Here is a 26,851-nt window from a genome sequence, read left to right as displayed (position 1 = left end):
GGCGGGAACCCGGTACTGGGTTCCCGCCCCGCCCCCTCTGTGCGTCTACCGGGGTGCGGCCTACGGCTCGAACTTGTAGCCCAGGCCCCGCACCGTCACCAGGTAGCGAGGCGCCCCCGGGTCCGGCTCGATCTTGGCGCGCAGGCGCTTGACGTGGACGTCGAGGGTCTTGGTGTCGCCCACGTAGTCCGCGCCCCAGACGCGGTCGATCAGCTGCATGCGGGTCAGGACGCGGCCCGCGTTGCGCAGGAGCATCTCCAGGAGGTCGAACTCCTTGAGGGGCAGGTCGACCTTGGAGCCGGAGACGGTGACCACGTGGCGGTCCACGTCCATGCGGACCGGGCCCGCCTCAAGGGCCTGCGGGGCGACCTCCTCGGGCTCGCCGCGGCGGCGCAGGACCGCGCGGATGCGGGCCACCAGTTCGCGCGACGAGAAGGGCTTGGTGACGTAGTCGTCGGCTCCTATTTCGAGGCCGACCACCTTGTCGATCTCGCTGTCCTTGGCGGTGACCATGATCACCGGGACGTTGGAGTGGCTGCGCAGCTGGCGGCAGACCTCCGTGCCGGGCAGGCCCGGCAGCATCAGGTCGAGCAGGACGAGGTCGGCGCCGTTGCGCTCGAACTCGTCAAGGCCGTCCGGGCCGGTGGCCGCGATGGCGACCTCGAAGCCCTCTTTGCGGAGCATGTAGGACAGGGCGTCGCTGAAGGATTCCTCGTCCTCGACGACGAGCACTCGGGTCACGGAAGGACCTCCGGGGCAGGAATGGGTTCGTACGCAGTGGTCTCGTCGGGCCGTGCGGTGTCGGCTTCGCTGCCGTCTCCGCCGTGACCGGATCCGCGGTCGCGGGCAGCGGCTGCTTCGGGCAGCCGCAGGGTGAAGGTGGAGCCCTGTCCCTCGGAGCTCCACACGGTGACCTCCCCGCCGTGCGAGGCGGCCACGTGTTTGACGATGGCGAGGCCGAGGCCGGTGCCGCCGGTGGCCCGGGAACGGGCCGGGTCCACCCGGTAGAAGCGCTCGAATATGCGCTCCTTGTCCTTGTCGGAGATGCCGATCCCCTGGTCGGTGACGGCAACCTCGATGAAGTCTCCGCCCGGCGCGTTGACCCGGCGGGCCGCGATGCCGACGCGGGTGCGGGCGGGCGAGTAGTTGACGGCGTTCTCGACGAGATTGCCGAGTGCCGCGGCGAGCTGGCCGCGGTTGCCCCATATCCGCAGGTCGGCGGTGCCGCCCGCGGCCATGGTGATCTGCTTGTGGGAGGCCTGGTGACGGCTGCGGTCGATCGCTTCCGCCACCAGTTCATCGACACGGACGGGTTCGGCGTCCTCCAAGGGGTCGTCGTTCTGGACCCGGGAGAGGTCGATGAGCTCCTGGACGAGGCTGGTCAGGCGGGTCGCCTCGATCTGCATGCGGCCCGCGAAGCGCTCGACGGCCTCGGGGTCGTCCGACGCGTCCATGACGGCCTCGGAGAGCAGCGAGAGCGCACCCACCGGGGTCTTGAGCTCATGGCTCACGTTCGCCACGAAGTCGCGTCGTACGGCTTCGATGCGGCGGGCCTCTGTGAGGTCCTCCACGAGGAGAAGCACCAGGCGGGAACCGAGAGGGGCCACGCGTGCGGAGACGGCGAGGGCGTCGCCCCGGCCGGTGCCGCGCCGTGGCAGGTCCAGCTCCACCTGGCGTATCTCGCCGTCGCGGCGGGTGTCGCGCGCCATCTGGAGCATGGGCTCCACGGCGAGCTTGCCGCCGCGGACCAGGCCGAGGGCGTACGCCGCCGAGCTGGCCTTCACCACGCTGTCCGCCTCGTCGAGGACGACGGCGGACGAGCGGAGCACGGAGAGAACCGTGTCGACGCCCGGCGGCAGTACGGGGTCTGTGTGCAGGGAGGTCCGGGTGGGGCGTTTCAGGTCGCGCTCGCTCCAGCGGAACGCCAGCATGGCGATGACACCGGTGCACACCCCGGCGATCGCTGCCGCTGCGGCGACCGCCGCGTTCACGTCCATGCCTCCAGGTTATGCGCCGGATGAGCACCAGCCCCAGCCATCCGGGTGCCGCCTCGAACACTCGTCGCCCAGAGTTCACCGAGGGGACGGTGTTGGTTCACTTCGGCCGAACGGGTTACCCCGGTCGGCGCCGGGGCGACTCCCGGGAGCGCGTCGGACGTCGCCCACAGTTCACCTCGGTGACAGGGGTGGTTCATTCGGGATGTCGGAAACGGACGCGTGCGACCCGCACCGTGGGAGCGTGGGGGTCAGCCCCCGGGTCGTACTAGAGAGGGACATCCACATGCGGGACGCGTACCACGAGGAACTTGACTCGATCGGCGAAGGCCTGGTGGAGATGGCCCGCCTTGTCGGGTCCGCGATCGGGCGCGCCACCACGGCCATGCTCGACGCCGATCTGAAGCTGGCCGAGAGCGTGATCGCCGCCGACCAGAAGGTCGACGATCTGCAGCACGAGCTGGAGGCGCGCGCGATAGCCCTTCTGGCACGGCAGCAGCCGGTCGCCACCGACCTGCGCATCGTCGTCACCTCGCTGCGGATGAGCGCCGACCTGGAGCGCTCGGGCGACCTCGCCCAGCACGTCGGGAAGCTGGCCCGCCTGCGCTTCCCGGCGTCGGCCGTGCCGCACGACCTGCACGCGACGATCCTGGAGATGGGGCAGCTCGCGCAGCGGCTCATGGCCAAGGCGGCGGAGGTCATCATCACGAAGGACGTCGACCTGGCGCTCCAGCTCGAGCAGGACGACGACGAGATGGACCTGCTGCACCGCACGCTCTTCCAGCACCTGATGGACGACCGCTGGAAGCACGGCATCGAGACGGCCGTGGACGTGACGCTCCTCGGCCGCTACTACGAGCGCTTCGCCGACCACGCGGTGTCGGTGGCGAAGAGGGTCGTCTACCTGGTCACGGGCGAGCACGCGGACGAGATCCAGCCCACGGGCACGCCCGTGGAAGGCGCCTGAGCCCAACACCGGCCGACGCGCGCGCAAAAGGGGTGTGCCCCGCACCGATCGTGCGGGGCACACCCCTTTGCCCTGCTCCCGGTGCCCCGGCTTCAGCCGCAGCCGCCGCACTGGCACGGTCCGCCCGACTGACAGCCGCAGCCGCAGCCCGAGCCGCAGCCGCAGGCGCCGAGGAGTACGAGCGCGGGCAGGCCAGGCGTATCGGCGGGCTGCTCGGGGACGGGTTCGGTCATCGGGGACTCAGCCATGGGTCTCCTCCTCGAAGGCGTACTGCGAAGGCTTACGGCGAAGGCGCACGCTTACGGCGAAGGCGCACTGCCTGTTGCCCGTTCCATGCCCACCGGAAGGGGCGCACCAACGGCGCACACGCGCGTGCGCGGGGCCCGGCGTCCCGGATCGCCACCCGCGAGGCTCCCCACGAGACCCCGGTGGTTCACCCGAGCCCACCCACGAAACTCTCTGCACAACCTTCACAGAAATGCCTTACTGTGAGTTCGCTGTGCAGGGGGATCAAGTCCCAGGCCTCTGACCTGGGTTCTTCTTATGTGGGGGGTCACATACCGTGCGTACGCGCACCATCTCGACCGCGACAGCGCTCGCGGTCCTCTTCAGTTCCGCGGCCCTGGTCGCGACGGCGTCCGGCCAGGCGGTGGCGGACTCCTCGAAGCTTCTGAACGTGAAGTCGTCGGGTGACGTTCTCGTGGACGGCGAGCATCAGCGCGTCTACGTCTCCGACCCGAAGGGCGGCAAGATCGTCGTCACGGACTACGCGGGCACCGTCAAGGCGACCCTGGACGGGCTGCCGGACGTCGAGGGCCTTGTGCTCTCGCCCGACTCCGGCCAGGTGTACGCGGCCGTGGCGGGGCTCAACCGGATCGTCTCCGTGGAGACGTCCTCGTACACGCAGAGCGCGAGCTACGCGCTCGACGGCGCCGAGAAGCCGCGCACGCTCGCGCTGGCGAGCGGCAAGCTGTGGTTCGGCTACGGGCCCGACGCCGAAGGCGGCATCGGCTCCCTCGACTTCTCCGGCGACGAGCCGGTCGTCGCGCTCGGCCAGGACGGCGGCGCGCGCTTCTACGCCGCGCCCGAGCTCGGCTCCGACCCCGACTCGGGGATCCTGGTCGCAGGCGAGAAGGTGACCAGCGACGACACCCTGACCGTGTACGACGTCTCGGGCCCCAAGCCGGAGGTGAAGGTCAGCAAGTCGGTGGAGGGCGGCTTCTTCGACGACATCGCGGTCTCCCCCGACGGGACCCAGATCGTCACGGCGAGCGGCGCGCCGTACTACCACCCGGTGTACTCCACGAAGGACCTGTCGCCGCTGGGCCGCTACGACTCCGGTACCTACGGCGCGGCCGTGGACATCGCCCCGGACGGCACCGTGGCGGCGGGCACCTTCTCCTGGTACGGGCCCGACGTGCACATCTACCGGCAGGGCAAGTGGTCCAAGGTGCGGGAGTACGAGTTCCCGAACACCGGCGGCGGCAGCGGCGGCGACACCCTGGCCGAGGGCTCGCTGGCCTGGGCGCCGGACGGCAGCAGGCTCTTCGCGGTCTCCGAGAACAGCCAGGGCGCCTTCTCGCTGCGGGTCCTGAACGACCCGGTCAAGTCCCTGCCCACCCTGACGGTGGACGCACCCACGAAGGCGCCCCGCGCCAAGTCCCTCACCGTCACCGGCAAGCTCACCGACACGGCAGGGCTGCCCGCCGGGACCGAACTCGCCGTCACGCGCACGGACGTCGAGTCCCCGGACGGCAAGAAGCTGCCCGCGGTGAAGACCAAGGCGGACGGCTCCTTCTCGTTCACCAACACGCCGCCCGCGGGCGGCAAGGTGAAGTACAAGGTCGCGTACGCGGGCGACGCCACGCACGCCGCGGCCTCCGCGACGGACACGGTGGACGTCTCGCGGACCGCGACCAAGCTGACCCTGAACAAGAACGGCAAGGTCTACGGCTACGGCGCCGACGTCTCCTTCACCGCGCACCTCGGCTCGACGTACAAGAACCGCACGGTCGAGATCTGGGCGAACCCCTACGGCGGCGACAAGCCCAACAAGCTGGTCAGGACCGGGAAGGTCAACTCCAGCGGCAACATCTCCGCCACGGTGGACATGAAGCGCGACACGACCGTCACCGCCGTCTTCGCGGGCGACGCGCGTTACGGATCGAAGAAGGCCAAGTCCACGGCGTACGCCAAGGTCAAGGTCTCCACGGCCGTCTCCAAGCACTACAAGACGGGCAAGATCGGCTCCACGAAGTACTACTGGTTCCACAAGAACGCCGACCCGGTCCTCAAGACGTCGATGACGTACTACAAGGGCCGCAAGCAGCGCTTCCAGCTCCAGGTGTACGCGAACGGCGCGTGGCGGTCCGGGGGCAGCCCCGAGTACTTCAAGCTGGGCCCGGACGGCACCTGCACCGTTCGCCTTGAGGGTCCCGGCCAGTCGGGCGTCAAGGGGCGGGTGCGTTCCTCGTACATCAACGCGTCGTCGGGCGACAACGTGAACTCGACGACGCACGGGGCGTGGAAGTACCTGAACTTCACCCGGTAGGCAAGCGGGTCTCCTGCATGGAGGCGGTGGCGGAGGGAGTGGCGGTGGCGGAGGCGGTGGCGGTAGTCACCGCGGGGGTCGACCCGGCAGGGGTCGGCCCGGCAGGAGTCGGCCCGGCAGGAGTCGGCCCGGCAGGAGTCAGCCCGGCGGGAGTCGGCCCGGAAGGGGTCGGACCCGCGCCCGTCACCACCTCCGTCTCCGCCTCGTCGGCCGGAAGCCCCCGCATGAGCGACCAGTACCCGAGCGCGGCGACGGTCCCGACGACCGCGCAGGTGCCCCAGAGCCACTGGGCGCCGAAGTGGTCGATGACGAAGCCGGACATCAGCGGGGCGACGAGCGCGGCGACGGCCCACGACAGGGTGTACATGCCCTGGTAGCGCCCCCTGCCGTGGGTCGGCGAGAGGCGCACGACGAGGCCGGTCTGCGTAGGGGCGTTGACGATCTCGGCGAGGGTCCAGACGCACACGGTGAGGGCGAAGACCCCGATGGATCCGGCGAACGCGGTGAGCCCGAAGCCGTAACCGGCGAGCAGCGCGGAGATGATCAACAGCCGTTGCGGGTCTCGGTGTTCGATGAAGCGCGTGACGGGGATCTGAAGAGCGACGATCAGCACGCCGTTGACGGCGATGGCCATTCCATAGTCGGCGGGCGTGAACCCGGCCTCGCCCATCGCGACGGGCAGTCCCACGGCGCCCTGCTGAAAGATCACCGCAATGAGGAAAGACAGCCCTACGACGCCCATGAAGCGCCCGTCGCGCAGGACGGTCCCGAGGCCGACGTCCGGTTGCGACGCCTTCTCCAGGGCGGTCCGCACGGGCCGCGACTCCGGCAGCTTCGCGAAGACGACGATGGCGCAGACCATGGTCATCACGGCTTCGATGAGGAACCCGGCGAGGTAGCTGAACTCGGCGATGAAGCCCGCGCCCGCGGACGAGATCGCGAACCCGAGGTTGATCGCCCAGTAGTTGAGCGAGAAGGCCCGCACCCGGTCCTCGGGGCGGACGATGTCGGCCATCATCGCCTGGACGGCGGGCCGGGACGCGTTGCTCGCCATGCCGACGAGGAAGGCGACGGCCGCGATGGCCAGGGGGTCCTTCATGAAGCCGAGGAGGGCGACGGAGAGGGCCGTGGACGACTGGGCGATGAGGAGCGTGGGCCGCCGCCCGATCCGGTCGGTCATGACGCCCGCACCGATCGAGGAGACAACGCCGCCGAGGCCGTGCAGGGCGGCGACGAGACCGGCGTACGTCGCGGAGTAGCCGCGGTCGAGGGTCAGATAGAGCGCCATGAAGGTGGCGACGAAGGCACCGAGCCGGTTGACGAGGGTGCTGGTCCACAGCCACCAGAACTCGCGGGGAAGACCGGAGACGGACTCTCTGGCGGCGCGTCTCAGGGCGGCGAGCGGCATTGGTTTCCCCCGTGGATGAGTCAGGCGTGACGTGCGGACCGGCAGGCCACCATGTAAGTGTCTCTATCGACGAGCGAACATTACGGCCAGCGGGCCGGGAAGAGCCAGTGGATTAGCAGAACCCGTCAACCGACGCCCTGCCCGTGGCCGCGCTGTCCGGGCTCCCGTGGCCGCGCTGTCCGGGCCGCGGGCGGACGCGCGGGGCACCGGGCGGTTCGATTACGCTCAGGGGCATGGCCGACGCACCGTACAAGCTGATCCTCCTCCGTCACGGCGAGAGCGAGTGGAACGCGAAGAACCTGTTCACCGGCTGGGTGGACGTCAATCTCAACGAGAAGGGCGAGAAGGAGGCGGTCCGCGGCGGTGAGCTGCTCAAGGACGCCGGCCTGCTGCCCGACGTGGTCCACACGTCGCTCCAGAAGCGCGCGATCCGCACCGCGCAGCTGTCCCTCGAGGCGGCCGACCGCCACTGGATCCCGGTCCACCGCAGCTGGCGCCTGAACGAGCGGCACTACGGGGCTCTCCAGGGCAAGGACAAGGCGCAGACGCTCGCCGAGTTCGGCGAGGAGCAGTTCATGCTCTGGCGCCGCTCGTACGACACCCCGCCGCCGGCGCTCGACCGCGACGCGGAGTACTCGCAGTTCTCCGACCCCCGCTACGCGACGCTCCCGCCGGAGCTGCGCCCCCAGACGGAGTGCCTCAAGGACGTCGTCGTCCGCATGCTCCCGTACTGGTTCGACGGCATCGTCCCCGACCTCCTGACCGGCAAGACGGTCCTGGTCGCGGCCCACGGCAACTCGCTGCGCGCCCTGGTCAAGCACCTGGACGGCGTCTCGGACGAGGACATCGCGGGCCTGAACATCCCGACGGGCATCCCGCTCGCCTACGAACTGGACGCGGAGTTCAAGCCCGTGAAGCCGGGCGGCACGTACCTGGACCCGGACGCGGCGAAGGCGGCCATCGAGGCGGTCAAGAACCAGGGCAAGAAGAAGTAAGCAAGCCCTACGCTTCAGGCCTCCGCGCTTCAGGCCTCCGCGCTTCAGGCCTCCGCGCTTCAGGCCCTCTGCCCGCGGGTTCTCCATTGGCAGGGGGCTTGTCGCCGGCCCGGTCTCGTCCGTACGCGCGCACCCGGCGACCTGCGACGAACAGCAGCGCGACGGCGGCGACCGCGAGGATGACGTGGCCGATCAGGTTGGCGTCGCCCGCGGAGCCGGTGTCGGGGGTCTGGCCGAAGCCGATCCACGTGTACGTCAGCGTGGCGCCGGCGGCGAGGGCGTACACCTGCGGCAATCCCCAACCCGGCCTCCGCGACCAGGAGATGCCGAGGGCCAGAGCCACGGCCGCGATGGCGATGGACGCCGCCACGCTCCACCAGTTCGTCTGAAGGACCAGCATGAATCCGCTGGTCAGCAGAAACGCCGCCGCGCCCGCGAGCAAGGGGTGGGGCGCGCCGCGGGCGGCCCGGCCGCCGGACAGTGGCGGCCGGATCCTGAAGGCGGCGACCACCAGCAGGACCACCACCACGGCCGTACCGGCCAGGCGGGGCCAGGGCGCCATGAAGTGGCTCTCGTCGTAGCTGCCCCAGCCGGTGATCACGGCACCGAGGGCGAAGAGCACCGCGGTGACGGACAGACCGATGCGGCCGAGCCAAGGCTCCCGCGCCCGGTCCGGAACCAGCGACTCCATCAGCGCGATCGGCACGGCGATGCTCCACACGGCGTGCACGGCGAGCACCGAGAGCAGCCCGTAGGCACCTATGCCCAGGTACGGCACGTGCGTCACCGAGACCATGTCGTAGTTGCCGGAGTAGTGCGCGTTGAACAGCATCTGGTCAAGGAGCCCCTCCTCCACCAGCGCGTACGCCGCGCCGAGGAGCAGGATCGAACCCCATCCCCGTCCGGCGCGCCGGACGGCCTCGCGGATCAGCAGGCACCCGCCGCCGTACAGCAGCGCCTGCATCGGCAGCAGCCACAGCATGTCGATCGAGGTCGCACCGAGCAGCAGCTCGCCGACCACCGGCGACAGGAAGAACAGCCCCACGGCGGGCATCGCGTGTCTCATGTCATCCGACGCTACGGGCGACGTGATCGGCGGCGCGTCTACCGAGTGGCTAGAAGCGGTTGTCCGAAAGCATGGAGCGCTGAGACGAAAGTCGAGGTCCCGGGAGGGGGAGGGCCTACGGGTCTGTCATACGTGAGGCGGGTCCCGTCGGGCGGAGTGCGTGAGGCGGTCGGCGAGGGCCTCGACCAGGCCGCGCAGCTCGTCCGGGCGTTCGATGACGAACGGGCGGTCGAGGGAGGCGAGCACGGCGGGGAGCCAGTCGAGGCGGTCCACGCGCAGTTCGACGCCGGACCAGCCATCAGTCTGCGGCAGTTCTTCCACGATCGCGACGCTGGGAGGCAGCCGCGTGTGGATGTGCTCGGCCGTCGCCTGGACGCGCAGGGTCACCTCATGCCGGTACGGAGCTGTGGCGAGGCCCGTCAGAACGCGCTGCGCCGGGTCCGGTTCAGCGGGTGGTTCGAACGAGCCCGGCAGGGTCCGCACGTCCCTGATGCGGTCCAGGCGGAACGTACGGTCCTCGCCGCTCGTGAGGTCCACAGCCGTCACGTACCACTTGCCCGCGTGGGCGACGAGTCCGTGCGGGTGCAGCGTGCGTTCGCTGCGGTCGCCGTTCGCGTTGGTGTAGCGGATCGAGATCGGCCGGTGGTGGTTCACCGCGTCGGCGACCGGGAGCAGGACCCCGGTTTCCGGGGCGAACTCCGGGCCGCCCGCTCCGCCGGGCCGAGTCGTGAAGGCGAGGGAATCGAGCACCGCGTCGAGTCCGAGGCGTAGCCGCTCGGGCAGTACGCGCCTGATCTTGGCCGCCGCCGTCTCGCTCGCCGTGCCCGTGGTGGTGGTCGTCAGGCCTTCCCGCTGCCCCGCGACCAGGCCGAGGAGCACGGCGAGCGCTTCGTCGTCGCTCAGCATGAGCGGCGGCATACGGAAACCGCGGGTGAGCCGGTAGCCGCCGTAGCGTCCGCGCACCGATTCGACGGGCACGTCGAGGTCGACGAGGTGGCCGACATAGTGCCGCACCGTGCGTTCGTCGACGTCGAGCCGGTCGGCGAGTTCGGACGCGGTCCGGGTGCCGCCCGACTGCAGGAGTTCCAGCAGGGTGAGTACGCGGGCGATGGGGCGAGGCATGTTCGGAAGTCTGCCGTATATACCGGGCGGGTTCCGCCCGGTATTGGTCATAGCGTGTGGTCAGAAGCACGGAACGAACCATCTGAGCTAGACCTGAACCACCTGAACGACCTGGAGTGAACCCCATGAATTTCGTCTCTGTTCGCATCATCACGAGCGACGTCGCCCGCCTCGTCACCTTCTACGAGCGCGCCACCGGGGTAACCGCCACCTGGTCCAACGAGGACTTCGCCGAGCTGCGGGTCGCCTCGGCCACCCTCGCGATCGGCAGCACCCGCACGGTCCCGCTGTTCTCGCCCGGCTCCGCCCGCCCGGCCGACAACCACAGCGTCATCCTTGAGTTCCTGGTCGACGACGTGGACAGCGTCCACAAGAACCTGACCGCCTTCGTCGAGGACTTCGTCAATGAGCCCACCACGCTGCCCTGGGGCAACCGCTCGCTCCTGTTCCGCGACCCTGACGGCAACCTCGTCAACTTCTTCACGCCGGTCACTCCGGCCGCCATCGAGAAGTTCGGCCGCTGAGGACGGGCGGCAGGGCGGGGCGGCGCTACGGACGGGCCGCAGGGCGGGGCGGCGCTACGTCGGTTCGCCCGCGTCCGTGACCATGCGGACGAGGGTGTCGACGAGCTCGTCGGACGTGGTGCGCATCTTGCCCGCGCCGAGGTGACCGGTGAGCTCCATGTCCGCGATGCCGTGGGCGCTGGTCAGCAGCAAGGCGCCGTAGTGCCGCGCGTTCCGCTCCCCTACGACGTCGGCGACGATGGCCAGGAACTCGTCCTGGAAGCGCCCGGCGGCGCGGAGGCGGTCCGCGACCGGGTCGCCCCCCGAGTCGCTCCCCGGGCCGTTCCCCGCTTCACCCCCCGCTTCACCCCCCGATCCGTCCCCCGGTGCGCACATCCGACGCCGGACGCGGTCGAGTCCTTCACCGAGGTCCTCGGGACGGTGTCCGCGCCGTCTGAACAGCATTTGGTACAGGTGCGGCTGCTCCCGGCCGACGCCGATGAGGGTGCGCAGAGCGCCGCGCAGCTTGTCGGAGGCCGCCAGGGTCTGATCGGTCCGCAGGGCGTGGACCTGGTCACCGATCCGTTCCCAGCTCTCGGTCGCGATGACGGTCAGGAGGCTGTCCTTGCCCGTGAAGTGCCGGTACGGCGCTCCCCGCGACACGCCTGCCCGCGCGCCCACCTCGCGCAGCGTGACCGCTTCGGCGCCGCCGATGTCGAGGAGTTCGGCGGCCGCGTCGAGCAGAGCGCGGCGGGTGACGGCGGCGGACTCCGCGCGGGTAACCATGACGTCCACCCTACAGAACTTCAGTTGACAGTGTCATCTGAAGCAGTAACGTAATCGGGGTGACAACGTCATCTGAAAGCTCCCGGACCCCGTCTGCAAGCTCTCGAACCCCGTCCACAAGCTCCCGGCCCCCGTCCGAAAGCTCCGAGACCCAGAAGCTGATCGTCGTGACCGGCGCCTCCACGGGCATGGGTGCGTCGGCCGCCCGCGAACTGGCCCGCCGGGGATTCCACGTCCTGGCCGGTGTACGACGTGACCGCGACGCCGACGCCATCCGGTCGACCGGCATCGAGCCGGTCATCCTCGACATCACCAGGTCCGAGCACGTGGAGGCACTCGCGGAGAGGGTCGCCACCGACCCTCGCGCGCTGCACGCGCTCGTCAACAACGCCGGAATCCAGGTGAACGCCCCGGTCGAAGCCATGCCGATGGCGGAGTGGCGGCGGGTGTTCGAGGTCAACCTGTTCGGCCACATCGCCGTCACCCAGGCACTCCTGCCCGCGCTCCTTCGCAGCAGGGGCCGCGTGGTCAACATCAGCTCGATCGGCGGCAAATACGCCATGGCCACCTACGGCGCGTACGCCGGTACGAAGTTCGCCCTTGAGGCAGTGAGCGACTCGCTCCGGCGGGAGGTCGCGCCGCTGGGCGTACAGGTCGTCGTGGTCGAGCCCGGCGGCGTCCGCACGGAGATCGCCGCCCGCGGGATCGCCACGGCGAACGACCTGGCCGCGCGGATGACGCCGGAGCAGGACGAGCGCTACGGCGCCCTGGTCGAGGCGAACAACAAGCTGATGGCATCGGGCACCGCGTCGGGCCTGACCGCCGACGCCGCCGCCCGGGTCATCGCGAAGGCCGTGACGGCCCGCAAGCCGCGCACCCGCTACACCGCGGGCCGGGACGCCGCCCTGATCATGCGACTCGGCCGAGTCCTTTCCGACCGCACGCTCGACCGCGTCCTCGCCGCCAACCTGCGCCGCCACTACCCCGACAACCCCGGCATCGTCACTAAGTGACCCACGGTGCACCGTCCACCCCTGTCGAGCAGGGGGGGGTAGCCAGATACGTCACTTAGTGACACGATGTCATCAAGTGATGCATCACCGGCATCGCCTCGCCCTCAGACGAATCGGGAGACGTGACCACCATGGAGAGCAAGAGCTTCCTGGAGACCAAGTCCGACGCGCGGACGGAGCGGGCGGGACAGGCAGGGCTGGCGGGAGGACGGACGGGGCACGCAGGGCAGGCGGGAGGACAGGCGGGACGCGCAAGGCAGGCGGGACGCGCGGGACAGGCGGCGCCCCGGCAGCCGCGGCCTTCGGTCCTCGACCAGGCGGGTGGCACCAAGGGCGTGGTCTACTCGGCGCTGCCCGCGCTGGCATTCGTCGTCGCCCACAACTTCCTCGGGCTCACGGCGTCGATCGTCGCCGCCTTCGCCGTCGCCGTGGCCATCGGTGTGGCACGGCTGGTGGGCGGGGAGTCCCTGCAGCCCGCGATCGGCGGCGTGTTCGGTGTCGCGGTCGCCGCCGGGGTCGTCTGGTTCACCGGCTCCGCCAAGGACTACTTCCTCATCGGTATCTGGGCGAGCCTGGCCGGTGCCGTCCTCTTCCTGGCCTCGGTCCTGGTGCGCTGGCCGCTGGCCGGCCTGATCTGGAACGCGGCCACCGGCAAGGGCAACGTCTGGCGCGCGGACAAGCGCTCGCGGCTCTACTACGACATCGCGACCCTGGTCCTGGCCACCGTCTTCGGCGCCCGGTTCGCCGTCCAGCAGTACTTCTACGTCACCGACCAGGTCGGCTCGCTGGGCGCCGCCAAGATCGCCATGGGCTTCCCGCTGCTCGCCCTGGCCCTCCTCGTGGTCGCCTGGGCCGCCCGGTGCTCCAACAAGCGACTGACCACCATCGGCCTGCTCCCCGCCAAGAGCGCCTGAGCTACGCCCACCTGACCTCCTCTCACCCGACGTCCTCTCACCCGACCTCCCCGGTACGCACCGGCTGCGGACGTCACTTAATGTCAGTAAGGCACTCACGAAGACAGAAGACACCCACGGCAGGAACGCGAGCGGAGGCGGGACATGAAGGAGCAGCGGCGCGACAAGCTGCGCCTGGAGATCTCCCGGGAGGCGGCACGCCTGTTCTGGGAACAGGGCGTGGACGCCACCAGCGGTGATCAGATCGCCGAGGCGGTGGGCCTGTCCACCCGCACCATCTGGCGCCACTTCCGCAACAAGGAGAGCTGCGCCGAACCCATCGTGACGCGAGGCGTCGAATGGGAGATGCGCACGCTGCGCGGCTGGCCCGCGAACCTCTCGCTCGAAGAGCACTTCAGCACGGAGGCGGGCCGGTTCCGCCGTGAGGCCGACCCCGTCGAGCTCGCCGACAACGCGCTCGCGATGCGGATGATCCGCCTCGCCGACACCGAACCGCCCCTGCGCACTGCCTGGTTGATGGCCTGCGACCAGGTGGAGCGCGAGATGGGCGGGATCGTCGCGAAGCGTCTCGGGCTCCCGGCCGACGACCTCCAGGTCCGCCTGCACGCCGCAGCGGCCTCAGCCGCCTTCCGGGTCCTCAACGAGCACATCGGCGCGGCTCTCCTCGACGGCGCCGACCCCGTGCAGTTCGCCGACGCCCCGCAACGCGTGGCGGATGCCATCCGCAGGGCCACGGGAGGGGCCGTAGGGGACCCGGTCACCGACTGAGCCAACCGGCGCAGAAGCAACCGACTCAGAGGCGACCGAATCAGAGACGGATCACGAGCTTCCCCCGGGTGTGCCCGCGCTCGGCGTCGGCATGGGCCTGTGCGATCTCTTCGAGGGCGTAGGTTCGCTCGATGCGGGGTGTGTAGCAGCCCTGCCCACCGACCTCCGCGGCCTCAGCCAGCAGAGCGGAGTCGTTCACGGCGTTCACCACGCGTACGCCCAGGCGCTCCGCGTTGACGTGGTCGGCGACCGTGGAGACGCGGGCAGCGTCGCCCACGATCGCGACGAGGTCGGCCAGGGACCCGGAGGCCGCGGTGTCGAGAGCGAGGTCGACACCGTGCGGAGCGAGGACGGCGAGGCGCTCCGCGAGACCGCTGCCGTAGGTGGTGGGGACGGCGCCGAGAGAGGCCAGGAACTCGTGGTTGCGCTCGCCGGCCGTCCCGATCACGGTGGCGCCCTGAGCCACGGCGATCTCGACCGCTGCACTGCCCACGCCTCCGGCGGCGCCCTCGACGAGAAGGGTGCGCCCGTGCAGGGGGCCGAGCGCCTTCAGCCCGCCCATCGCGGTCACGGACGCCAGGCCGGCTCCGGCCGACTCCTCGTCGCTCCACGTGGCGGGCGAGTGGGCCCAGGCCGAGAGTACGGCCAGCTCGGCCGTCGCGCCGGTGACACCGCCAAGACCGAAAACACGGTCACCGACACCGACCTCCCGCACCCCGTCACCGATCTCATCCACCACACCGGCGGCGTCCCGCCCGGGGATCGCGGGCAGCTCCAGGGGGAACATCTCGCGCGCCACGCCGGAACGCACTTTCCAGTCGACGGGGTTGACGCCGGCGGCCGCGACACGGATGCGGATCTCCCCGGGGCCGGGGTGCGGTTCCGGCACCTGCTCGATCACCAATGTCTTTACGTCGCCGTACTCATGGAAGCGGGCTGCGCGCATGAAGTCCTGCCTTCTCCGAGGGCCTGAACGGGCCCGTCGTAAGGGTTCGGTGCGCTCCGGAACGATCGCGAGCGCCGATGCCCGCTACGGTAGAACCTGACATTGACGTCAGGTGCAAGTCTGACGCGCCAGTCGCACGAAGGAGGAGCGGTGCGGATGCGGATGCGGATCGGGGAGGTCGCCGAGAAGGCGGGGGTGAGCGTCCGTGCGCTGCGCTATTACGAGGAACAGGATTTGCTGCACGCCGACCGCAGCTCCGGCGGCCAGCGGCACTATGCCGACACCGCCGTCGGCCGGGTCAAGCTGATCCAGCAGCTCTATGCCGCGGGCCTGCCGAGCAGAACGGTCCGCCTGGTGCTGCCGTGTGTGGACTCGGGCGGCGCGCCCTCGGCGGCACTCCTGGACCAACTGGCAGCGCAGCGCGTCGATGTCGACCAGCGGATCACCGACCTGCTCGACGTGCGTGACCGGCTCGATGACGTGATCGCGATAGCGCGGAACCCTGACCACGGTTGCTCTCTCCCGGAGTAAAGGCCGGTCGGTCAGGGGCTGGTACTCACGTTCGAGATCCCCTGCGAGACCTCGCTCACGGCGTCAACAATTTCGTGCCCGAAGGCGGTCGGAGCGATGATCACCCCGAAGACCAGCACGACGGCCATGGTCATTCCTGTGTTGAGCCGGGTCCGAGCCAGAGGGCGTCTCCGCCAAAGCAAAAAGATGATGATGGCCAGCAGTACCGCGAGATCGATGGTCAGCACCACTTGGCAAGTCCCCCCCATCAAACAAGAACGGCCAGTCCTCCTATGTAGCTCGAAGCGCGTGGGGCAGTCACGCGGCCATCCACGATTGGCGACTTACCGCGCACCCTGGGCTGGATTGGCCTGTGCCAGGCGGGTATGCCGGGCAGCAGGGCGCGAGGGTGGCCCCCGGTGCGCGCGTTCCGGGTTCCGGGTTCCGCGTCCTAGGGGCCACCGTCCTCCGACTGCGACTGCGACATCAGGCGACCTCCATGCCGTGGATCCAGTAGGGGCCGGGGGCGTCCAACCCCAGGGTGGCGAGCACCAGTTCACGTCGGCGTCTGCGCTGCTCGTGGGCGGTGAGGTAGGGGCGTACGAGGGGGCTGGCCTCGCCTGCGAGGGCGCCGGGGTCGAGTCCGTAGGGGCTGCGGTGGTCGGGGAGGGCGGGGGTGATGGGGGGGCAGCGGGGATCGGCGCGACCGCGTCACGCCGAGCGGCACGTCCGTCGTCGAGCTGTCCTCCGAGTTCGGTATCGCCGCCTCGACAGCCCAGAAGGCCCTGACCCACCTCAAGACGGAGGGGATCATCCGGGCCGAGGTGGGCCTCGGCTCCTTCGTGGCCCGGCGCCCCGAGGAGTCCGGCCAGCAGGACGACGCGTAGGCGCGACCGGACCACCTCTGCGTCAGCCCACCCTGCTCGCGCCCGGCGGCTGGCCCGTGACGCGTTTGAAGGCTCGGCTGAACGCGGCCTGCGAGGTGTAGCCGAGGCGTTGCGCCACGGACTGGATCGGCAGCGTGTCCTGGGCGAGCCACTGACCGGCGAGGATCATGCGCAGCTCCGTGGCGTAGCGGAGGGGCGGCATGCCGATCGTGGTCTGGAACCGGTCCGCGAAGACGGACCGGGAGACATTGCATTCCGCTGCCAGCTCCGCCACGGTCCAGTGATGTCCAGGCTGCCGGTGCAGGGCCAGGATGGCGCAGGCCAGGCGGGGATCGCGCAACGCGGCCACGAGGCCGGACGCGCTGTCGCATCCGCACTCGATCCAGCCCCGCACGATCATGGCCGCCGCCACCTCGGCAAGACGGGCGAGGATGCCCGCGAAGCCCACGCGCGCGGAGCAGACTTCGCGCCTCATGGACGCGAGGATCGGCAGGAGCCCGGGGTAACGCTCCCCTTCGGCGTCGACCAGCATGACGTCGGGCATCAGCTGACTGATGCCCTGCATTCCGCCGAGGTCGAACTCCATATAGCCGTTGAAGAAGATCGCGCTGGGATTCGGGTCGGTGCCCGGGCAGGCGTCCACGTCACAGACCGCGTCGCCGAGGGGAATCCCGTTGAAACTGTCCATACCCAGGACCTGCACGTCCGGACCGGAGAGCAGCTGATGGGACTCTCCATGGGCCATGAATACGGCGTTGCCTGCCGAGAGTTCGTACACAGTTCCGTCCGCGGTGCGCAGGACGGCGGAGCCCACGGCGAGGAAGTGGAAATAGGCGCGTCCGGGCTTGGCATCGAAATTGAGGCCGAACCGCGGGCCGACATGGACGCGCCGATACTGGACACCGCGCAGCCGCATACTGGTCAGCAGTTCGCTGATGAGGGCGGACGACAGGGCGAACTGCCCCGCAGCCTCCTCGCCCGGAGCTCCCGGAGCTCCCCCGCCCGGACTCTCGATCAAAGATTGCGGACTTTCCGTCATAGCTCATCCTGAAATTCGCGTGCAGCCTTGACTTGAACCTCTCATGCGATTCAGGAGAAGTAAAAGTTGAGCAGCGATATATGCGACGCGGTGCCCGACGCCAAGCCTGGCGAAGCCCCCGACAGGGAATCGATACCGCCCGAACCGGCCTCATCGTCCTGGGCGGCGGTGTTCTCGCTGGCGGTGGGTGTTTTTGGGTTGCTGACAGCGGAGTATCTGCCGACCAGTTTGTTGACTCCGATGGCCGCCGACCTGGGGATATCGGAAGCTTTGGCGGGGCAGGCGGTGACCGTCACCGCGGTGGCGGCGATGATTTCCGGATTGCTGACGGCGACCCTGACGCGGAGGATCGACCGAAGGGTCGTCCTACTGGGCTTCACCGTCCTGATGATCGTGTCCAACCTGCTGGTGGCCATGGCCTCCAACATGGCGATGCTGATGCTGATGCGGATCCTGCTGGGTATCGCGCTCGGTGGCTTCTGGAGCATGGCGGCGGCGGTGGCCATGCGCCTGGTGCCCGCGGCTCTGGTTCCGCGCGCGATATCGATCATTTTCAGTGGCATCGCGGTGGCGACCATCGTGGCGGTGCCGCTCGGCAGCTACCTCGGTGAACTGTCCGGCTGGCGCAGCACCTTCCTGGCGGCGGCCGTACTCGGAATGCTGACATTGGTGTTCCAGCTGTTCACGCTGCCCCGGATGACGCCCCGTGGCGCGGCACGTCTCGGCACATTGTGGGAGGTCCTGCGACGCCCGGGATTCGCGGTGGGCATCGTAGGAATGCTGCTGGTTCACATCGGGCACTACGCGCTGTTCACCTATATCCGGCCCGCTCTGGAAAACGTGGTGAAAGTCGACGTCGACGAGTTGGCGCTGCTGTTGTTCGTCTTCGGAGTGGCGAACTTCGTGGGCACGCTGGTGGCCGGATGGCTTTTGCAGATCAGCCTGCGCCTTACGTTGACACTGACACCGGCGCTGATGGGCGTCGCGGCCCTGGGCTTGGCGCTACTTCCCGCCGGGAAGGTCGGGTACATGGCTCTGGTGGTCCTCTGGGGCCTTGCCTTTGGCGGCGTATCGGTGGCGTGGTCGAACTGGGCGACGCGCATGGTGCCCGACCAGGCAGAGAGCGCGGGCGGGCTCGTGGTGGTCGGCGTTCAGTCCGCCATCGCCGGAGGGGCCGCCGCAGGCGGCGTGATGTTCGGTATCGGCGGCGCCGTCACCGTATTCACGATCTCCGGCGTCCTGTTGCTCGCCTCTGCATTGCTGATCGTGCTGCGGGTCGAGGCCCCCCGCCACCTCGCCACCTCGCAGGAAACTGACTGAAGCTCAACTCTCAGGCTCTGGCCGTAAGGGCTTCGCGGAGTTCTTCGAGTCGGCGAACCGGCTGTCCGCGCGACCTGCCCTCGGTGATCCATTCGTCCAGCATTTCCCGGGTCTGCGGGCCCACTTTGGTCCAGTGCGCGCGGAGGTAGCGCGGCAGGTCGAACGGGGCGAGTACGGGAAGGGCCCGCATGGCCAGGCCGATGGCCCAGGCGGGGACAGCCGTCGCGGGTGGTTCGCTGTCGGTGAGAGCGGCAGCGACCACCGCCGCTTCCCGGGCGGCGGCGGTCGGCGCGCTCAGCTTCTTGCGCAGGGCGGGCAGCGACCAGTCGGCGACCTCCAGCGCGGCCATGTAGGGAATCATCAGGGCTTCGTTCTGCTCGGCGGCGCCCTCACGATCCGCCTTTCGCGCGCGGACACTGCCCGCGCGGAGCGCCGCCACGGTGTCCCCGGCGCGGTCCTCGGCGCCGCTGACCGTGATCGCCGCGCCGGGCGGCATCCAGTACGCGATGCCGGGCGACGGCACTTCGTCCGTCAGCGGCGCCTGGTAGGCAAGGACGGACGGCACCACTTGGACGATCTGCTCGGCCGGCCATATCCGGGTGAGGTCCGACAGGGTGTGCGGGGCCGCGATGACGGGGACGACGGTCGCGGAGCCGACACGGTCACGGAGGTCCTGAACCCAGGGTCCATGGAGATCCGTGGAGGAAACGCAGAGCCAGACCGCGTCCCAACCGCCCTCGCCGTTCAAGTCCTCCAGGTCGGCGACGACCGCAGCGGGCCGAAGCCGCTCGGCGACCGGTCCGCCAAGACGCCGCAACCGGAACAGCGTCCGGCCCTCCCGCTCCCACCCCTCCCGCCCCGGTCTGACCAGATAGGTCACCGAAGCGCCTCCTCTGGCCAGCCAGAGACCGAAGACCTGCCCCAACGCACCGGCACCGATCACCAGAACCTTCATCGGCCTCTTCATCGGCCTCTTCATCGCCTCGCCCGACCCACCCCTCAAAGAAACTCACCGCCACTACTGATACTGAGTATCACGATAGTAGCCCGGTGTCAGTTCTGTGAGTGAGTTCGCTTGAGAGGGGTAGGGTGCACGGATGAACGCCTCCCGGATGAGCACCCGCGACATTGGCCGTAGCGCGATTCGCGAGGAGCTGGCCCGGGTGGCTCTCGACCTGTTCTGCCGCAGGAGCTTCGAAAGCGTCACTTTCGAAGACCTCGCTGCCACCGCCGGGGTCTCGCGCGCCACGTTCTTGCGCTACTTCGGAAGCAAGGAGGAAGTGGTCCTCTTCGCCTTCGACCCGCTCGGTGACCGGATGGCCGAGGCTCTGCGTGTCCGCCCGGCCGATGAGGACGACTGGGCCGCTCTGAGGCGAGCCGTCGATCCAGTCGTCGCGTTCGTCGCCCGTGAACTCCCCGACGGGCTCACGCTGCTCGACCTGGTGCATCGGAGTCCGGCGCTGTGCACCCGATTTCGCGAGAAGCAGGCCAACTGGCGGCCGCACCTGGTGCGGAGCCTGACGGAGCGCTCACGGACCGGGCAGTCGTCTCCCTTGATCCTCCACGCGCGCGTGGCCGCCGCCATGGAGTGCCTCATGGCCGCTGTTGAGCACTGGGTCGCCATCGAGGCACGCCTGGATCTCGGCAGTGTGGTCGATGACGCGTTCGGCGCACTCATGCCGACGGATCGATAACGGCTTCGGTGACGGCCTCTTAAGCGCCTTCGCCTTCGACTTCCCTCTGCGCCTCGTACAGATTCCGTGGCCGCACCACGCCAGTGGTCCCGTAGAGCTCGATGCGCGAGTGCAGGTCTCCGGAGAAGTCCGGTACGTCGATCTGGCCGAACTCGCGGACCTCGTTGATGCCGACCGTCGCGCTGTACGGGGCCAGGCCGTCGATCTTCATCAGGCCTGCCCGCTCGTTGGTGACGCGGATGTTCCAGTGGGTGAAGCGGGCGCCGAAGAGAGGGCCCGCGCTGGCGTCTCCCCCGTGGCTGCCGTCGTTGTCGACCGTGATGTCCGTGCGGACGTTCGCGAACGGCATCCCCCTGTGGCTGTCGAACGTGCCCATCTCCATCACGCCTCGCGACCAGACGTTGTAGGAGGACAGACCCTCCACGTTGATGCCGTGGAGCTGGGTGCCGGAGGGCGCCGGGACCGTACGTTCGTCGATCCTGAAGTCCTCTATGAGGTTGTCGTGCGAGCCCTCCCGGCAGAAGTACGGGTGGTGCGCTCCCCTGCCCGTCACCCGCGTGCGGCGCAGCGTGCAGGCCGACGCGCTCACCAGGCCGAACCCGTTGTCGACGTGGCGGACCACGATGTCGTCCGCCCAGCAGTCGTACGCGCACTGGAACGTGACACCGTTGTAGCCCTTGTCCAGGAGATGCGGGGACTGAGGGGTCTCCACCGCTTCCAGCGTCAGGGCCTCCACTCCCGCTCCCGTCAGCGCCTTCACGTGCGTCGTCAGGCGCGGGTCCCACTCCTCGCGTACGTCCAGGGGAAGCGGGCGTTCCAGGGTGACGGTGCTCTTCTTTACTGAAGTGATCCGTACCGGCCACTCGTAGGGGACGTAGGACGTGAGTTTCGTCTTGTCGTCCCACACGTATCCCTCAGGGCCCTCTCCCCCGCCCGCCATGTGCTCCAGGAGCGTGTGGTCCGCGTCGTCCGCCAGGCGCAGGAGCACCAGGTCGCCCTCGTGGAGGCGGGAGGTGTCCGTGACCCTCAGGGTGCGGTCGCCGCGCCTCGCGGGGGCGACGGCGCTCAGCGTCTCCCACGCGTCGCGCCTGTTGCCCGTCCAGCCCTCGAATGGCCATGCCTTCGCCGTGATGGCCGTCGTCAGCGCATCCCAACGGGACTGCGGGCAGAGCCAGATGAGGCCGCCCGCCCAGGACCAGCTCGACTTGTCCCCGCCGTAGCGGGAGCCGTACGGGCCGATCAGTTCCGTGAGGCTCTTCGTCGCGCGGAGGGTGGTGCGGGTGCTGCCCGCGCCCCTCAGGACCACGTTGTCGTGGGCGATGCGGATGATGCCGTCGACGCGGTACTCGCCGGGAGGGACGACGACCGTGCCGCCGCCTCTCCTTCCCGCGTCGGCCAGCGCCCGGTTGATCGCGGGGGCCGCGTCCGACGTGCCGTCCGGCCTCGCTCCGTAGTCCCTTACGTTCGCGACCGCCTTGGGGCGCGGGAGGCTGCGGGCGCCGGAGCGGGCGCCCGCGCGGGCTACGTAGGGGATCTGGGGATGCGTGTACGGGGCCGCCTTGAACTCCCGCCAGAGGGTGGGGGTTTCGCCGGACTTCGCAGACGCCGTCGCACCGGTCGCACCGGTCGCGCCGGTCGCGGCAACCGCCGCCACGGCCATCGCCCCGCCGAGTACGCCACGTCTGCTGGGATGCATCTTGTCCATGCCCGCCGCCCTATCCATGGATGTGAACGTCATTCATGTCTGCGATGAGCGTGAGCATGCCACTGGCGCCCCGTACGGGGGAAGATGTCGACGGGGACTCTTACGTGCAGCTACGTGCAGCTACGTGCAGCGAACTCAGCCCTGCGGCCGAGTCAGGTGAGTGAACGCGTCCAGGTTCCGCGTGGACTCACCGCGCGACACCCGCCACGCGTACTCCTTGCGGATCGCCGACGCGAAACCCAGCTCCAGGAGCGTGTTGAAGGAGCCGTCCGCGTTCTCCAGGACCGAGCCGAGCAGGCGGTCGAGCTCGTCCGGGGTGACCGCCGAGAGCGGGAGCTTGGCCGTGAGGTAGATGTCGCCGAGGGAGTCGATCGCGTAACTGACGCCGTACAGGCGCAGGTTGCGCTCCAGGAGCCAGCGGTGGACCGCGGCGTCGTTCTCGTCGGGGTGGCGGATCACGAACGCCGTCAGCGACAGGGCGTGCTTGCCGACCTTGAGCGAGAGCGTCGTCGACAGTTTGCGGGTGCCGGGGAGCGTCACCACGTAGGAGCCGCTCTCAGGGCTATCCCACTCCAGTTCCGCCTCGTCAAGCGTCCGCTCGACGATCGTGGTCGGCGCGGTGCCAGCCTGATCAGCCATGATGCGAGCGTACGCGACGCCTGTGCTCGTGCACCGCCGCCGTGTACACGTCCGCGGTGGCGGACGCGGCCGTGTCCCAGCCGAAGGATTGAGCGTGCCCCGCGGCCGCCTCGCCCATGCGGTCCACAAGGTGTGGGTTGTCGGCGAAATCGCGCAGCACGCGCGCGTAGTGGGCCGGTTCGTGGCCGTCGACCAAGAAGCCCGTCACCCCGTCGCGTACGGCGACCGGCAGACCGCCCACCGACGCAGCGAGGACCGGGGTGCCCGCCGCCTGCGCCTCTATGGCCACCAGGCCGAACGACTCGCTGTACGAGGGCATCACCAGGACCGAGGCCGCCCTGAACCAGTCCGCGAGCTGCTCCTGGCCCACCGGCGGCTGGAAGCGGACGACGTCCGCGATGCCCAGCCTCGCGGCCAGCTTCTGCAGACCCTCCGGCTTCGCCAGGCCGCTGCCGCTCGGGCCGCCCACCACGGGGACGACGATGTTCGAGCGGAGCTCGGGGCGCTGGTCCAGGAGGACCGCGACCGAGCGGAGCAGCACGTCCGGCGCCTTCAGGGGCTGGATGCGGCCCGCGAAGAGCGGGACGAGGGCGTTCTGCGGGAGGCCGAGGCGGTGTCGGGCCGCCGCGCGGCCGTCGGCGGGGCGGAAGCGGTCGAGGTTCACGCCGGGGTGGACGACGGCGACCTTGCCCGCCTCAGCCTCGTAGTGGCGTACGAGCTCGTCGGCCTCTTCGGAGGTGTTGGCGATGAGACGGTCGGCCGCCCGCACGATCTGCGTCTCACCGATCACGCGCGCCGCGGGCTCCGGGGTGTCGCCCTCCGCGAGGGCGGCGTTCTTGACCTTCGCCATCGTGTGCATGGCGTGCACAAGGGGCACGCCCCAGCGTTCGGCGGCCAGCCATCCGACGTGGCCGCTGAGCCAGTAGTGCGAGTGGACGAGGTCGTAGTAGCCGGGGCGGTGGCCCGCCCACGCCTGCATCACGCCGTGCGTGAAGGCGCAGAGCTGGGCGGGCAGCTCTTCCTTCGCCAGGCCTTCGTACGGTCCCGCGTCCACATGGCGTACGAGGACGCCAGGGGAGAGTTCGACGGCGGGCGGCAGCGCACCGGTCGTCGAGCGCGTGAAGATCTCGACCTCGATGTTGATCGCCGCCAGGCGTTTGGCCAGCTCCACGATGTAGACGTTCATGCCGCCCGCGTCGCCCGTACCCGGCTGGTGCAGCGGGGAGGTGTGCACGCTGAGCATGGCCACCCTGCGCGGGCGCCGGTGTGCCCCGGGGAGCCGGAGCCCCCTGGGCGCCGCCGGCGAGCGACGGCCGAGCCTGGTCACGTACTGGCTCACGTGGCGGTCCTCCTGGTGCGCGCGGATATGACTGAGCGGGCTTGGCTCAAGCGGGCATGGCTTAAGGGAGGGCGTGCACGGTCCTCCAGAGGGTGAACATCGGAAGAGACAGCTCCATTTCCGCTTTACCAAACAATTACCAGTCGCGGCTCAACCAATGACCCCGCCGGTGATCACTCCATGAGCTCACCGGGGGTCGCCCCCCCCTGAGCTCACCGGGGGCGCTCGCCCCATGACCCCGCCGGACTCGACGCGTACCGCCGCCAGACTCGGCGAGTACCCCCCGCCGGACTCGACGCGTACCCCCGCCGCCAGGGCGCATACCCTTTCCACCATGGCCTCCCGCACTCCTTCCCGCCCCGTGGGAACGGTGACGCGCGGGACCACCAACCCCAACCGCCTGCGCCGCATGGACCGCTGGATCGCCGCCACCCACGGCGCGGAATTGCGGCACTCGGACGACCCCGTCGCCGTCGACCTCGGCTACGGAGCCGCCCCCTGGACGGCCCTGGAGCTGCTTGTCCGGCTGCGGACCGCCGCCCCCCGCGTGCGCGTGGTCGGCGTCGAGATCGATCCGGCGCGGGTCGCGGGCGCGAAGCCGTACGAGAGGGAAGGGCTCTCCTTCCGGCATGGCGGCTTCGAGGTCCCGCTACCGGGCAGGCCCCTGCTGATCCGCGCGGCGAACGTGCTCCGGCAGTACGACGAGGAGCAGGTCGCCGCCGTGTGGGAACGGCTGTGCGGGCGGCTCGCGCCGGGCGGGCTGCTCGTCGAGGGGACGTGCGACGAGATCGGGCGGCGGCACGTCTGGGTCGCGCTCGGACCCGAGGGGCCGCGCACGGTGACCTTCGCGACCCGCCTCGGATCGCTCGACCGGCCGTCCGACCTCGCCGAGCGTCTGCCCAAGGCGCTGATCCACCGGAACACGCCGGGTGAGCCGGTGTACGCGTTCCTGCGCGACTTCGACCGGGCCTGGGCCGCCGCCGCGCCCTACGCCTCGTACGGCGCCCGGCAGCGGTGGATCAGAGCGGTGCGGGACCTGGCCGCGGACTGGCCCGTGGCCGACCGGGGTTCGCGGTGGCGGCAGGGCGAAGTGACCGTGCGGTGGGAGGCGCTGGCCCCCCGTCAGGGCTGAACTCGCGGGGTGTCCACAGGTGCACGAGCGGGCCCACAGGTGAACCCGTGGGGTGCCCGCAGGTGAACCCGTGGGGTGCCCGCGGATGATTCGCGAGGTGGCGGCGGGTGAAATCCGCGTGCGACACGCCGCGAGGGGAACGATCTCCGCGTGCCGCTCGTCACATGGGGCGAGTAGCGGGTGGGGATCGGGCTTGCTGTGATTGCTGCGTGATCGGGCTTGCCGCGATCGGACTTGATGTCGCGCTCTGTCGTATTGCGCGTCGGCATGGCACCATCCGCGGGGCAACCGTAAGTTACTGACGGTAAATCAGCTTTGGGGGAGGCGGACGTGACCGGCAAGCGGAGTTCGACTGTGGCTGGCCTGGCGCTGATCTGCGCCGCAGCGGTGCTGAGCACACCCGCCGTGGCCTACGCGAGCCCGGCGAAGCCAACGCCCGGCACCACCAAGTCCCTTGAGGACCTGCGAAAAGAGATCGAGAAGCTCTACCACGACGCGGGCGTCGCCACCGACGCGTATAACGCGGCGGAGGAGAAGAGCGAGAAGCAGTCCAAGCAGATCGTGAAGCTCGCCCGCTCCATCACCAAGGGCCAGCAGAAGCTGGACAAGCTCAAGTCCCGTGCGGGCGCCGCCGCCCGCGAGCAGTATCGAAGCGGCGGGGTGTCCTCCGAGGCCCGGCTGATGCTGAGCGACGACCCCCAGGAGTTCCTGGAGAGCGCCGGACGGATGCGCCAGGGCCACAAGGCCACCAAGGGCATGCTGACGGAGATGGAGCGGACGCAGGAAGACCTGCGGATCTACGCCAAGGACGCCACCGCCCAGTGGAAGAAGCTCGAAACCAACCGCAAGGCCAAGGCCGAGTCGAAGAAGAAGATCAAGAAGAAGATCGCGGCCGCCGAGGAGATGGAGTCGAAGCTCGAGAAGAAGGAGCTGGAGCGGCTCCGGAAGCTTGAGGAAGAGGCCCAGCTCAAGAAGCAGTCGGCGTGGGTGAGTTCCGGCGTTCTGAAGGACATCAAGGGCAAGGCGACAGGGCCCGGCAAAAAGGCCGTCGAGTTCGCCACCGCGCAGCTCGGCAAGCCGTACGTCTGGGGCGCGGAGGGCCCGTCCTCGTACGACTGCTCCGGACTCACGTCCAAGGCCTGGGCCGCCGCGGGCAAGGGAATTCCGCGTACGTCACAGGAGCAGTGGAAGCAGCTGCCGCACGTCGACATCAAGAACATGCGCCCCGGCGACCTGATCATTTATCACGCGGACGCCAGCCATGTCGGGATGTACGTGGGCGACGGCGCGATCGTGCACGCGCCCCGGCCCGGCCGCGATGTCACCGTCGCGGGCGCGGGATCGATGCAGATTCTCGGGGTCGTGCGGCCCGACAAGTAGGGGTATCGGGCGAGTATCGGGCTCCACGAATAGCGTCACGGCACGTGTTCGCCGGAGGTATGGCACGTGTTCGGCAGAGGTGCGGCACGCATTCCGCAGAGGTGCGGCACAAGGCGGGCCGTCCTGTGCCGTACGTCATGTGACCCACCGCACCCTCGCCCCGCCTCTCAACC

The 26,851-nt window shown here is 69.6% G+C and carries 26 protein-coding genes; 12 read left to right on the top strand and 14 right to left on the bottom strand.

Annotated features, from left to right (window positions below; all coding sequences use genetic code 11):
- Positions 1 to 60 precede the first annotated feature (60 nt).
- Both ACFVXC_RS39260 and ACFVXC_RS39255 read right to left on the bottom strand, forming a co-directional pair.
- A complete protein-coding gene (locus ACFVXC_RS39260; protein ID WP_383276627.1) occupies positions 61 to 741 on the bottom strand; it encodes a response regulator in 681 nt (226 codons plus the stop codon).
- On the bottom strand, positions 738 to 1,997 hold the full coding sequence (locus ACFVXC_RS39255) for a sensor histidine kinase (RefSeq protein ID WP_389915988.1): 1,260 nt from the start codon (positions 1,995 to 1,997) through the stop codon (positions 738 to 740). Before ACFVXC_RS39255 ends, ACFVXC_RS39260 begins: the two co-directional genes overlap by 4 nt.
- 283 nt (positions 1,998 to 2,280) lie before the next feature.
- Here ACFVXC_RS39255 and phoU point away from each other — a divergent pair, with 283 nt between their 5' ends.
- Complete coding sequence (gene phoU / locus ACFVXC_RS39250) at positions 2,281 to 2,961, top strand: phosphate signaling complex protein PhoU (protein ID WP_389916010.1); 681 nt, start codon at positions 2,281 to 2,283, stop codon at positions 2,959 to 2,961.
- 92 nt (positions 2,962 to 3,053) lie between these two features.
- On the opposite strand, the gene ACFVXC_RS39245 is transcribed toward phoU, so the two are convergent.
- Positions 3,054 to 3,209 (bottom strand): hypothetical protein, encoded by a 156-nt coding sequence (locus ACFVXC_RS39245; RefSeq protein WP_389915985.1) that lies wholly within the window; start codon positions 3,207 to 3,209, stop codon positions 3,054 to 3,056.
- A gap of 314 nt (positions 3,210 to 3,523) precedes the next feature.
- Between ACFVXC_RS39245 and ACFVXC_RS39240 the strand changes: the two genes are divergently transcribed.
- The gene (locus ACFVXC_RS39240) at positions 3,524 to 5,512 is read left to right on the top strand and encodes a WD40 repeat domain-containing protein (protein ID WP_389915982.1); all 1,989 of its coding nucleotides are present in this window, start codon (positions 3,524 to 3,526) and stop codon (positions 5,510 to 5,512) included.
- On the opposite strand, the gene ACFVXC_RS39235 is transcribed toward ACFVXC_RS39240, so the two are convergent.
- The gene (locus ACFVXC_RS39235; protein ID WP_389915979.1) at positions 5,502 to 6,920 is read right to left on the bottom strand and encodes an MDR family MFS transporter; all 1,419 of its coding nucleotides are present in this window, start codon (positions 6,918 to 6,920) and stop codon (positions 5,502 to 5,504) included. The genes ACFVXC_RS39240 and ACFVXC_RS39235 overlap by 11 nt on opposite strands.
- A gap of 233 nt (positions 6,921 to 7,153) precedes the next feature.
- On the opposite strand from ACFVXC_RS39235, the gene ACFVXC_RS39230 reads away from it, so the two are divergent.
- Complete coding sequence (locus ACFVXC_RS39230; RefSeq protein ID WP_389915976.1) at positions 7,154 to 7,915, top strand: phosphoglyceromutase; 762 nt, start codon at positions 7,154 to 7,156, stop codon at positions 7,913 to 7,915.
- A gap of 7 nt (positions 7,916 to 7,922) precedes the next feature.
- On the opposite strand, the gene ACFVXC_RS39225 is transcribed toward ACFVXC_RS39230, so the two are convergent.
- Together ACFVXC_RS39225 and ACFVXC_RS39220 are read right to left on the bottom strand one after the other, a co-directional pair.
- Positions 7,923 to 8,981 carry a DUF998 domain-containing protein gene (locus ACFVXC_RS39225; RefSeq protein ID WP_389915973.1) on the bottom strand — a complete coding sequence of 353 codons (1,059 nt, stop codon included), beginning with the start codon at positions 8,979 to 8,981 and terminating at the stop codon, positions 7,923 to 7,925.
- A 126-nt stretch (positions 8,982 to 9,107) separates the two neighbouring features.
- Positions 9,108 to 10,103: a helix-turn-helix transcriptional regulator gene (locus ACFVXC_RS39220; protein WP_389915970.1), complete on the bottom strand. Its 996-nt coding sequence runs from the start codon at positions 10,101 to 10,103 to the stop codon at positions 9,108 to 9,110.
- A gap of 125 nt (positions 10,104 to 10,228) precedes the next feature.
- Between ACFVXC_RS39220 and ACFVXC_RS39215 the strand changes: the two genes are divergently transcribed.
- Positions 10,229 to 10,627, top strand: coding sequence for a VOC family protein (locus ACFVXC_RS39215; protein ID WP_389915967.1), 399 nt, complete (start codon positions 10,229 to 10,231; stop codon positions 10,625 to 10,627).
- A gap of 54 nt (positions 10,628 to 10,681) precedes the next feature.
- Here the strand turns inward: ACFVXC_RS39215 and ACFVXC_RS39210 are convergent, their stop codons facing one another.
- Positions 10,682 to 11,392 (bottom strand): TetR/AcrR family transcriptional regulator, encoded by a 711-nt coding sequence (locus tag ACFVXC_RS39210; protein WP_389915964.1) that lies wholly within the window; start codon positions 11,390 to 11,392, stop codon positions 10,682 to 10,684.
- Between the two features lie 167 nt (positions 11,393 to 11,559).
- On the opposite strand from ACFVXC_RS39210, the gene ACFVXC_RS39205 reads away from it, so the two are divergent.
- The 3 genes from ACFVXC_RS39205 (at position 11,560) to ACFVXC_RS39195 (ending at position 14,087) form a co-directional block, all read left to right on the top strand.
- Complete coding sequence (locus ACFVXC_RS39205) at positions 11,560 to 12,405, top strand: SDR family oxidoreductase (protein WP_389915961.1); 846 nt, start codon at positions 11,560 to 11,562, stop codon at positions 12,403 to 12,405.
- A 122-nt stretch (positions 12,406 to 12,527) separates the two neighbouring features.
- Positions 12,528 to 13,319, top strand: coding sequence for a DUF3159 domain-containing protein (locus ACFVXC_RS39200; protein WP_389915958.1), 792 nt, complete (start codon positions 12,528 to 12,530; stop codon positions 13,317 to 13,319).
- Positions 13,320 to 13,463: 144 nt separating this feature from the next.
- Complete coding sequence (locus ACFVXC_RS39195; protein WP_389915956.1) at positions 13,464 to 14,087, top strand: TetR/AcrR family transcriptional regulator; 624 nt, start codon at positions 13,464 to 13,466, stop codon at positions 14,085 to 14,087.
- Positions 14,088 to 14,127: 40 nt separating this feature from the next.
- On the opposite strand, the gene ACFVXC_RS39190 is transcribed toward ACFVXC_RS39195, so the two are convergent.
- Positions 14,128 to 15,033 carry an NADP-dependent oxidoreductase gene (locus ACFVXC_RS39190; RefSeq protein ID WP_389915953.1) on the bottom strand — a complete coding sequence of 302 codons (906 nt, stop codon included), beginning with the start codon at positions 15,031 to 15,033 and terminating at the stop codon, positions 14,128 to 14,130.
- Between the two features lie 162 nt (positions 15,034 to 15,195).
- Between ACFVXC_RS39190 and ACFVXC_RS39185 the strand changes: the two genes are divergently transcribed.
- Positions 15,196 to 15,564: a MerR family transcriptional regulator gene (locus ACFVXC_RS39185; RefSeq protein WP_389916007.1), complete on the top strand. Its 369-nt coding sequence runs from the start codon at positions 15,196 to 15,198 to the stop codon at positions 15,562 to 15,564.
- A gap of 11 nt (positions 15,565 to 15,575) precedes the next feature.
- Here the strand turns inward: ACFVXC_RS39185 and ACFVXC_RS39180 are convergent, their stop codons facing one another.
- Both ACFVXC_RS39180 and ACFVXC_RS39175 read right to left on the bottom strand, forming a co-directional pair.
- The gene (locus ACFVXC_RS39180; RefSeq protein ID WP_389915950.1) at positions 15,576 to 15,794 is read right to left on the bottom strand and encodes a hypothetical protein; all 219 of its coding nucleotides are present in this window, start codon (positions 15,792 to 15,794) and stop codon (positions 15,576 to 15,578) included.
- Between the two features lie 658 nt (positions 15,795 to 16,452).
- Positions 16,453 to 17,469 carry an AraC family transcriptional regulator gene (locus ACFVXC_RS39175; protein ID WP_389915947.1) on the bottom strand — a complete coding sequence of 339 codons (1,017 nt, stop codon included), beginning with the start codon at positions 17,467 to 17,469 and terminating at the stop codon, positions 16,453 to 16,455.
- Between the two features lie 66 nt (positions 17,470 to 17,535).
- Between ACFVXC_RS39175 and ACFVXC_RS39170 the strand changes: the two genes are divergently transcribed.
- Complete coding sequence (locus ACFVXC_RS39170; RefSeq protein WP_389915944.1) at positions 17,536 to 18,789, top strand: MFS transporter; 1,254 nt, start codon at positions 17,536 to 17,538, stop codon at positions 18,787 to 18,789.
- A 10-nt stretch (positions 18,790 to 18,799) separates the two neighbouring features.
- Here the strand turns inward: ACFVXC_RS39170 and ACFVXC_RS39165 are convergent, their stop codons facing one another.
- Positions 18,800 to 19,756: a ketopantoate reductase family protein gene (locus ACFVXC_RS39165; protein ID WP_389915941.1), complete on the bottom strand. Its 957-nt coding sequence runs from the start codon at positions 19,754 to 19,756 to the stop codon at positions 18,800 to 18,802.
- Positions 19,757 to 19,886: 130 nt separating this feature from the next.
- Between ACFVXC_RS39165 and ACFVXC_RS39160 the strand changes: the two genes are divergently transcribed.
- Positions 19,887 to 20,483, top strand: a complete 597-nt coding sequence (locus tag ACFVXC_RS39160) for a TetR/AcrR family transcriptional regulator (RefSeq protein ID WP_389915939.1) — start codon at positions 19,887 to 19,889, stop codon at positions 20,481 to 20,483.
- A 19-nt stretch (positions 20,484 to 20,502) separates the two neighbouring features.
- Here the strand turns inward: ACFVXC_RS39160 and ACFVXC_RS39155 are convergent, their stop codons facing one another.
- From ACFVXC_RS39155 to mshA, 3 genes are all read right to left on the bottom strand, one after another.
- Positions 20,503 to 22,188 (bottom strand): glycoside hydrolase family 55 protein, encoded by a 1,686-nt coding sequence (locus ACFVXC_RS39155; RefSeq protein ID WP_389915936.1) that lies wholly within the window; start codon positions 22,186 to 22,188, stop codon positions 20,503 to 20,505.
- Positions 22,189 to 22,323: 135 nt separating this feature from the next.
- The gene (locus ACFVXC_RS39150; RefSeq protein ID WP_389915934.1) at positions 22,324 to 22,827 is read right to left on the bottom strand and encodes a YbjN domain-containing protein; all 504 of its coding nucleotides are present in this window, start codon (positions 22,825 to 22,827) and stop codon (positions 22,324 to 22,326) included.
- Positions 22,820 to 24,166 (bottom strand): D-inositol-3-phosphate glycosyltransferase, encoded by a 1,347-nt coding sequence (mshA, locus tag ACFVXC_RS39145; protein WP_389915931.1) that lies wholly within the window; start codon positions 24,164 to 24,166, stop codon positions 22,820 to 22,822. The genes ACFVXC_RS39150 and mshA overlap by 8 nt, the downstream gene beginning before the upstream one ends.
- Before the next feature lie 334 nt (positions 24,167 to 24,500).
- Between mshA and ACFVXC_RS39140 the strand changes: the two genes are divergently transcribed.
- Both ACFVXC_RS39140 and ACFVXC_RS39135 read left to right on the top strand, forming a co-directional pair.
- The gene (locus ACFVXC_RS39140) at positions 24,501 to 25,298 is read left to right on the top strand and encodes a class I SAM-dependent methyltransferase (protein ID WP_389915928.1); all 798 of its coding nucleotides are present in this window, start codon (positions 24,501 to 24,503) and stop codon (positions 25,296 to 25,298) included.
- Between the two features lie 330 nt (positions 25,299 to 25,628).
- On the top strand, positions 25,629 to 26,678 hold the full coding sequence (locus ACFVXC_RS39135) for an NlpC/P60 family protein (RefSeq protein WP_389915925.1): 1,050 nt from the start codon (positions 25,629 to 25,631) through the stop codon (positions 26,676 to 26,678).
- Positions 26,679 to 26,851: the final 173 nt, after the last annotated feature.

Source organism: Streptomyces sp. NPDC058257 (assembly GCF_042881845.1).
Classification (GTDB): domain Bacteria; phylum Actinomycetota; class Actinomycetes; order Streptomycetales; family Streptomycetaceae; genus Streptomyces.
This window is presented reverse-complemented; position numbering and strand designations above follow the sequence as displayed.

Coding starts and splice junctions, on each gene's coding strand:
- phoU (WP_389916010.1), top strand. CDS start 2,281: ATGCGGGACGCGTACCACGAGGAACTTGACTCGATCGGCGAAGGCCTG.
- ACFVXC_RS39190 (WP_389915953.1), bottom strand. CDS start 15,033: ATGCGCGCAGCCCGCTTCCATGAGTACGGCGACGTAAAGACATTGGTG.
- ACFVXC_RS39150 (WP_389915934.1), bottom strand. CDS start 22,827: ATGGCTGATCAGGCTGGCACCGCGCCGACCACGATCGTCGAGCGGACG.
- ACFVXC_RS39185 (WP_389916007.1), top strand. CDS start 15,196: ATGCGGATCGGGGAGGTCGCCGAGAAGGCGGGGGTGAGCGTCCGTGCG.
- ACFVXC_RS39165 (WP_389915941.1), bottom strand. CDS start 19,756: ATGAAGAGGCCGATGAAGGTTCTGGTGATCGGTGCCGGTGCGTTGGGG.
- ACFVXC_RS39220 (WP_389915970.1), bottom strand. CDS start 10,103: ATGCCTCGCCCCATCGCCCGCGTACTCACCCTGCTGGAACTCCTGCAG.
- ACFVXC_RS39195 (WP_389915956.1), top strand. CDS start 13,464: ATGAAGGAGCAGCGGCGCGACAAGCTGCGCCTGGAGATCTCCCGGGAG.
- ACFVXC_RS39245 (WP_389915985.1), bottom strand. CDS start 3,209: ATGGCTGAGTCCCCGATGACCGAACCCGTCCCCGAGCAGCCCGCCGAT.
- ACFVXC_RS39225 (WP_389915973.1), bottom strand. CDS start 8,981: ATGAGACACGCGATGCCCGCCGTGGGGCTGTTCTTCCTGTCGCCGGTG.
- ACFVXC_RS39140 (WP_389915928.1), top strand. CDS start 24,501: ATGGCCTCCCGCACTCCTTCCCGCCCCGTGGGAACGGTGACGCGCGGG.
- ACFVXC_RS39160 (WP_389915939.1), top strand. CDS start 19,887: ATGAACGCCTCCCGGATGAGCACCCGCGACATTGGCCGTAGCGCGATT.
- ACFVXC_RS39235 (WP_389915979.1), bottom strand. CDS start 6,920: ATGCCGCTCGCCGCCCTGAGACGCGCCGCCAGAGAGTCCGTCTCCGGT.
- ACFVXC_RS39255 (WP_389915988.1), bottom strand. CDS start 1,997: ATGGACGTGAACGCGGCGGTCGCCGCAGCGGCAGCGATCGCCGGGGTG.
- ACFVXC_RS39155 (WP_389915936.1), bottom strand. CDS start 22,188: ATGGACAAGATGCATCCCAGCAGACGTGGCGTACTCGGCGGGGCGATG.
- ACFVXC_RS39215 (WP_389915967.1), top strand. CDS start 10,229: ATGAATTTCGTCTCTGTTCGCATCATCACGAGCGACGTCGCCCGCCTC.
- ACFVXC_RS39210 (WP_389915964.1), bottom strand. CDS start 11,392: ATGGTTACCCGCGCGGAGTCCGCCGCCGTCACCCGCCGCGCTCTGCTC.
- ACFVXC_RS39175 (WP_389915947.1), bottom strand. CDS start 17,469: ATGACGGAAAGTCCGCAATCTTTGATCGAGAGTCCGGGCGGGGGAGCT.
- ACFVXC_RS39230 (WP_389915976.1), top strand. CDS start 7,154: ATGGCCGACGCACCGTACAAGCTGATCCTCCTCCGTCACGGCGAGAGC.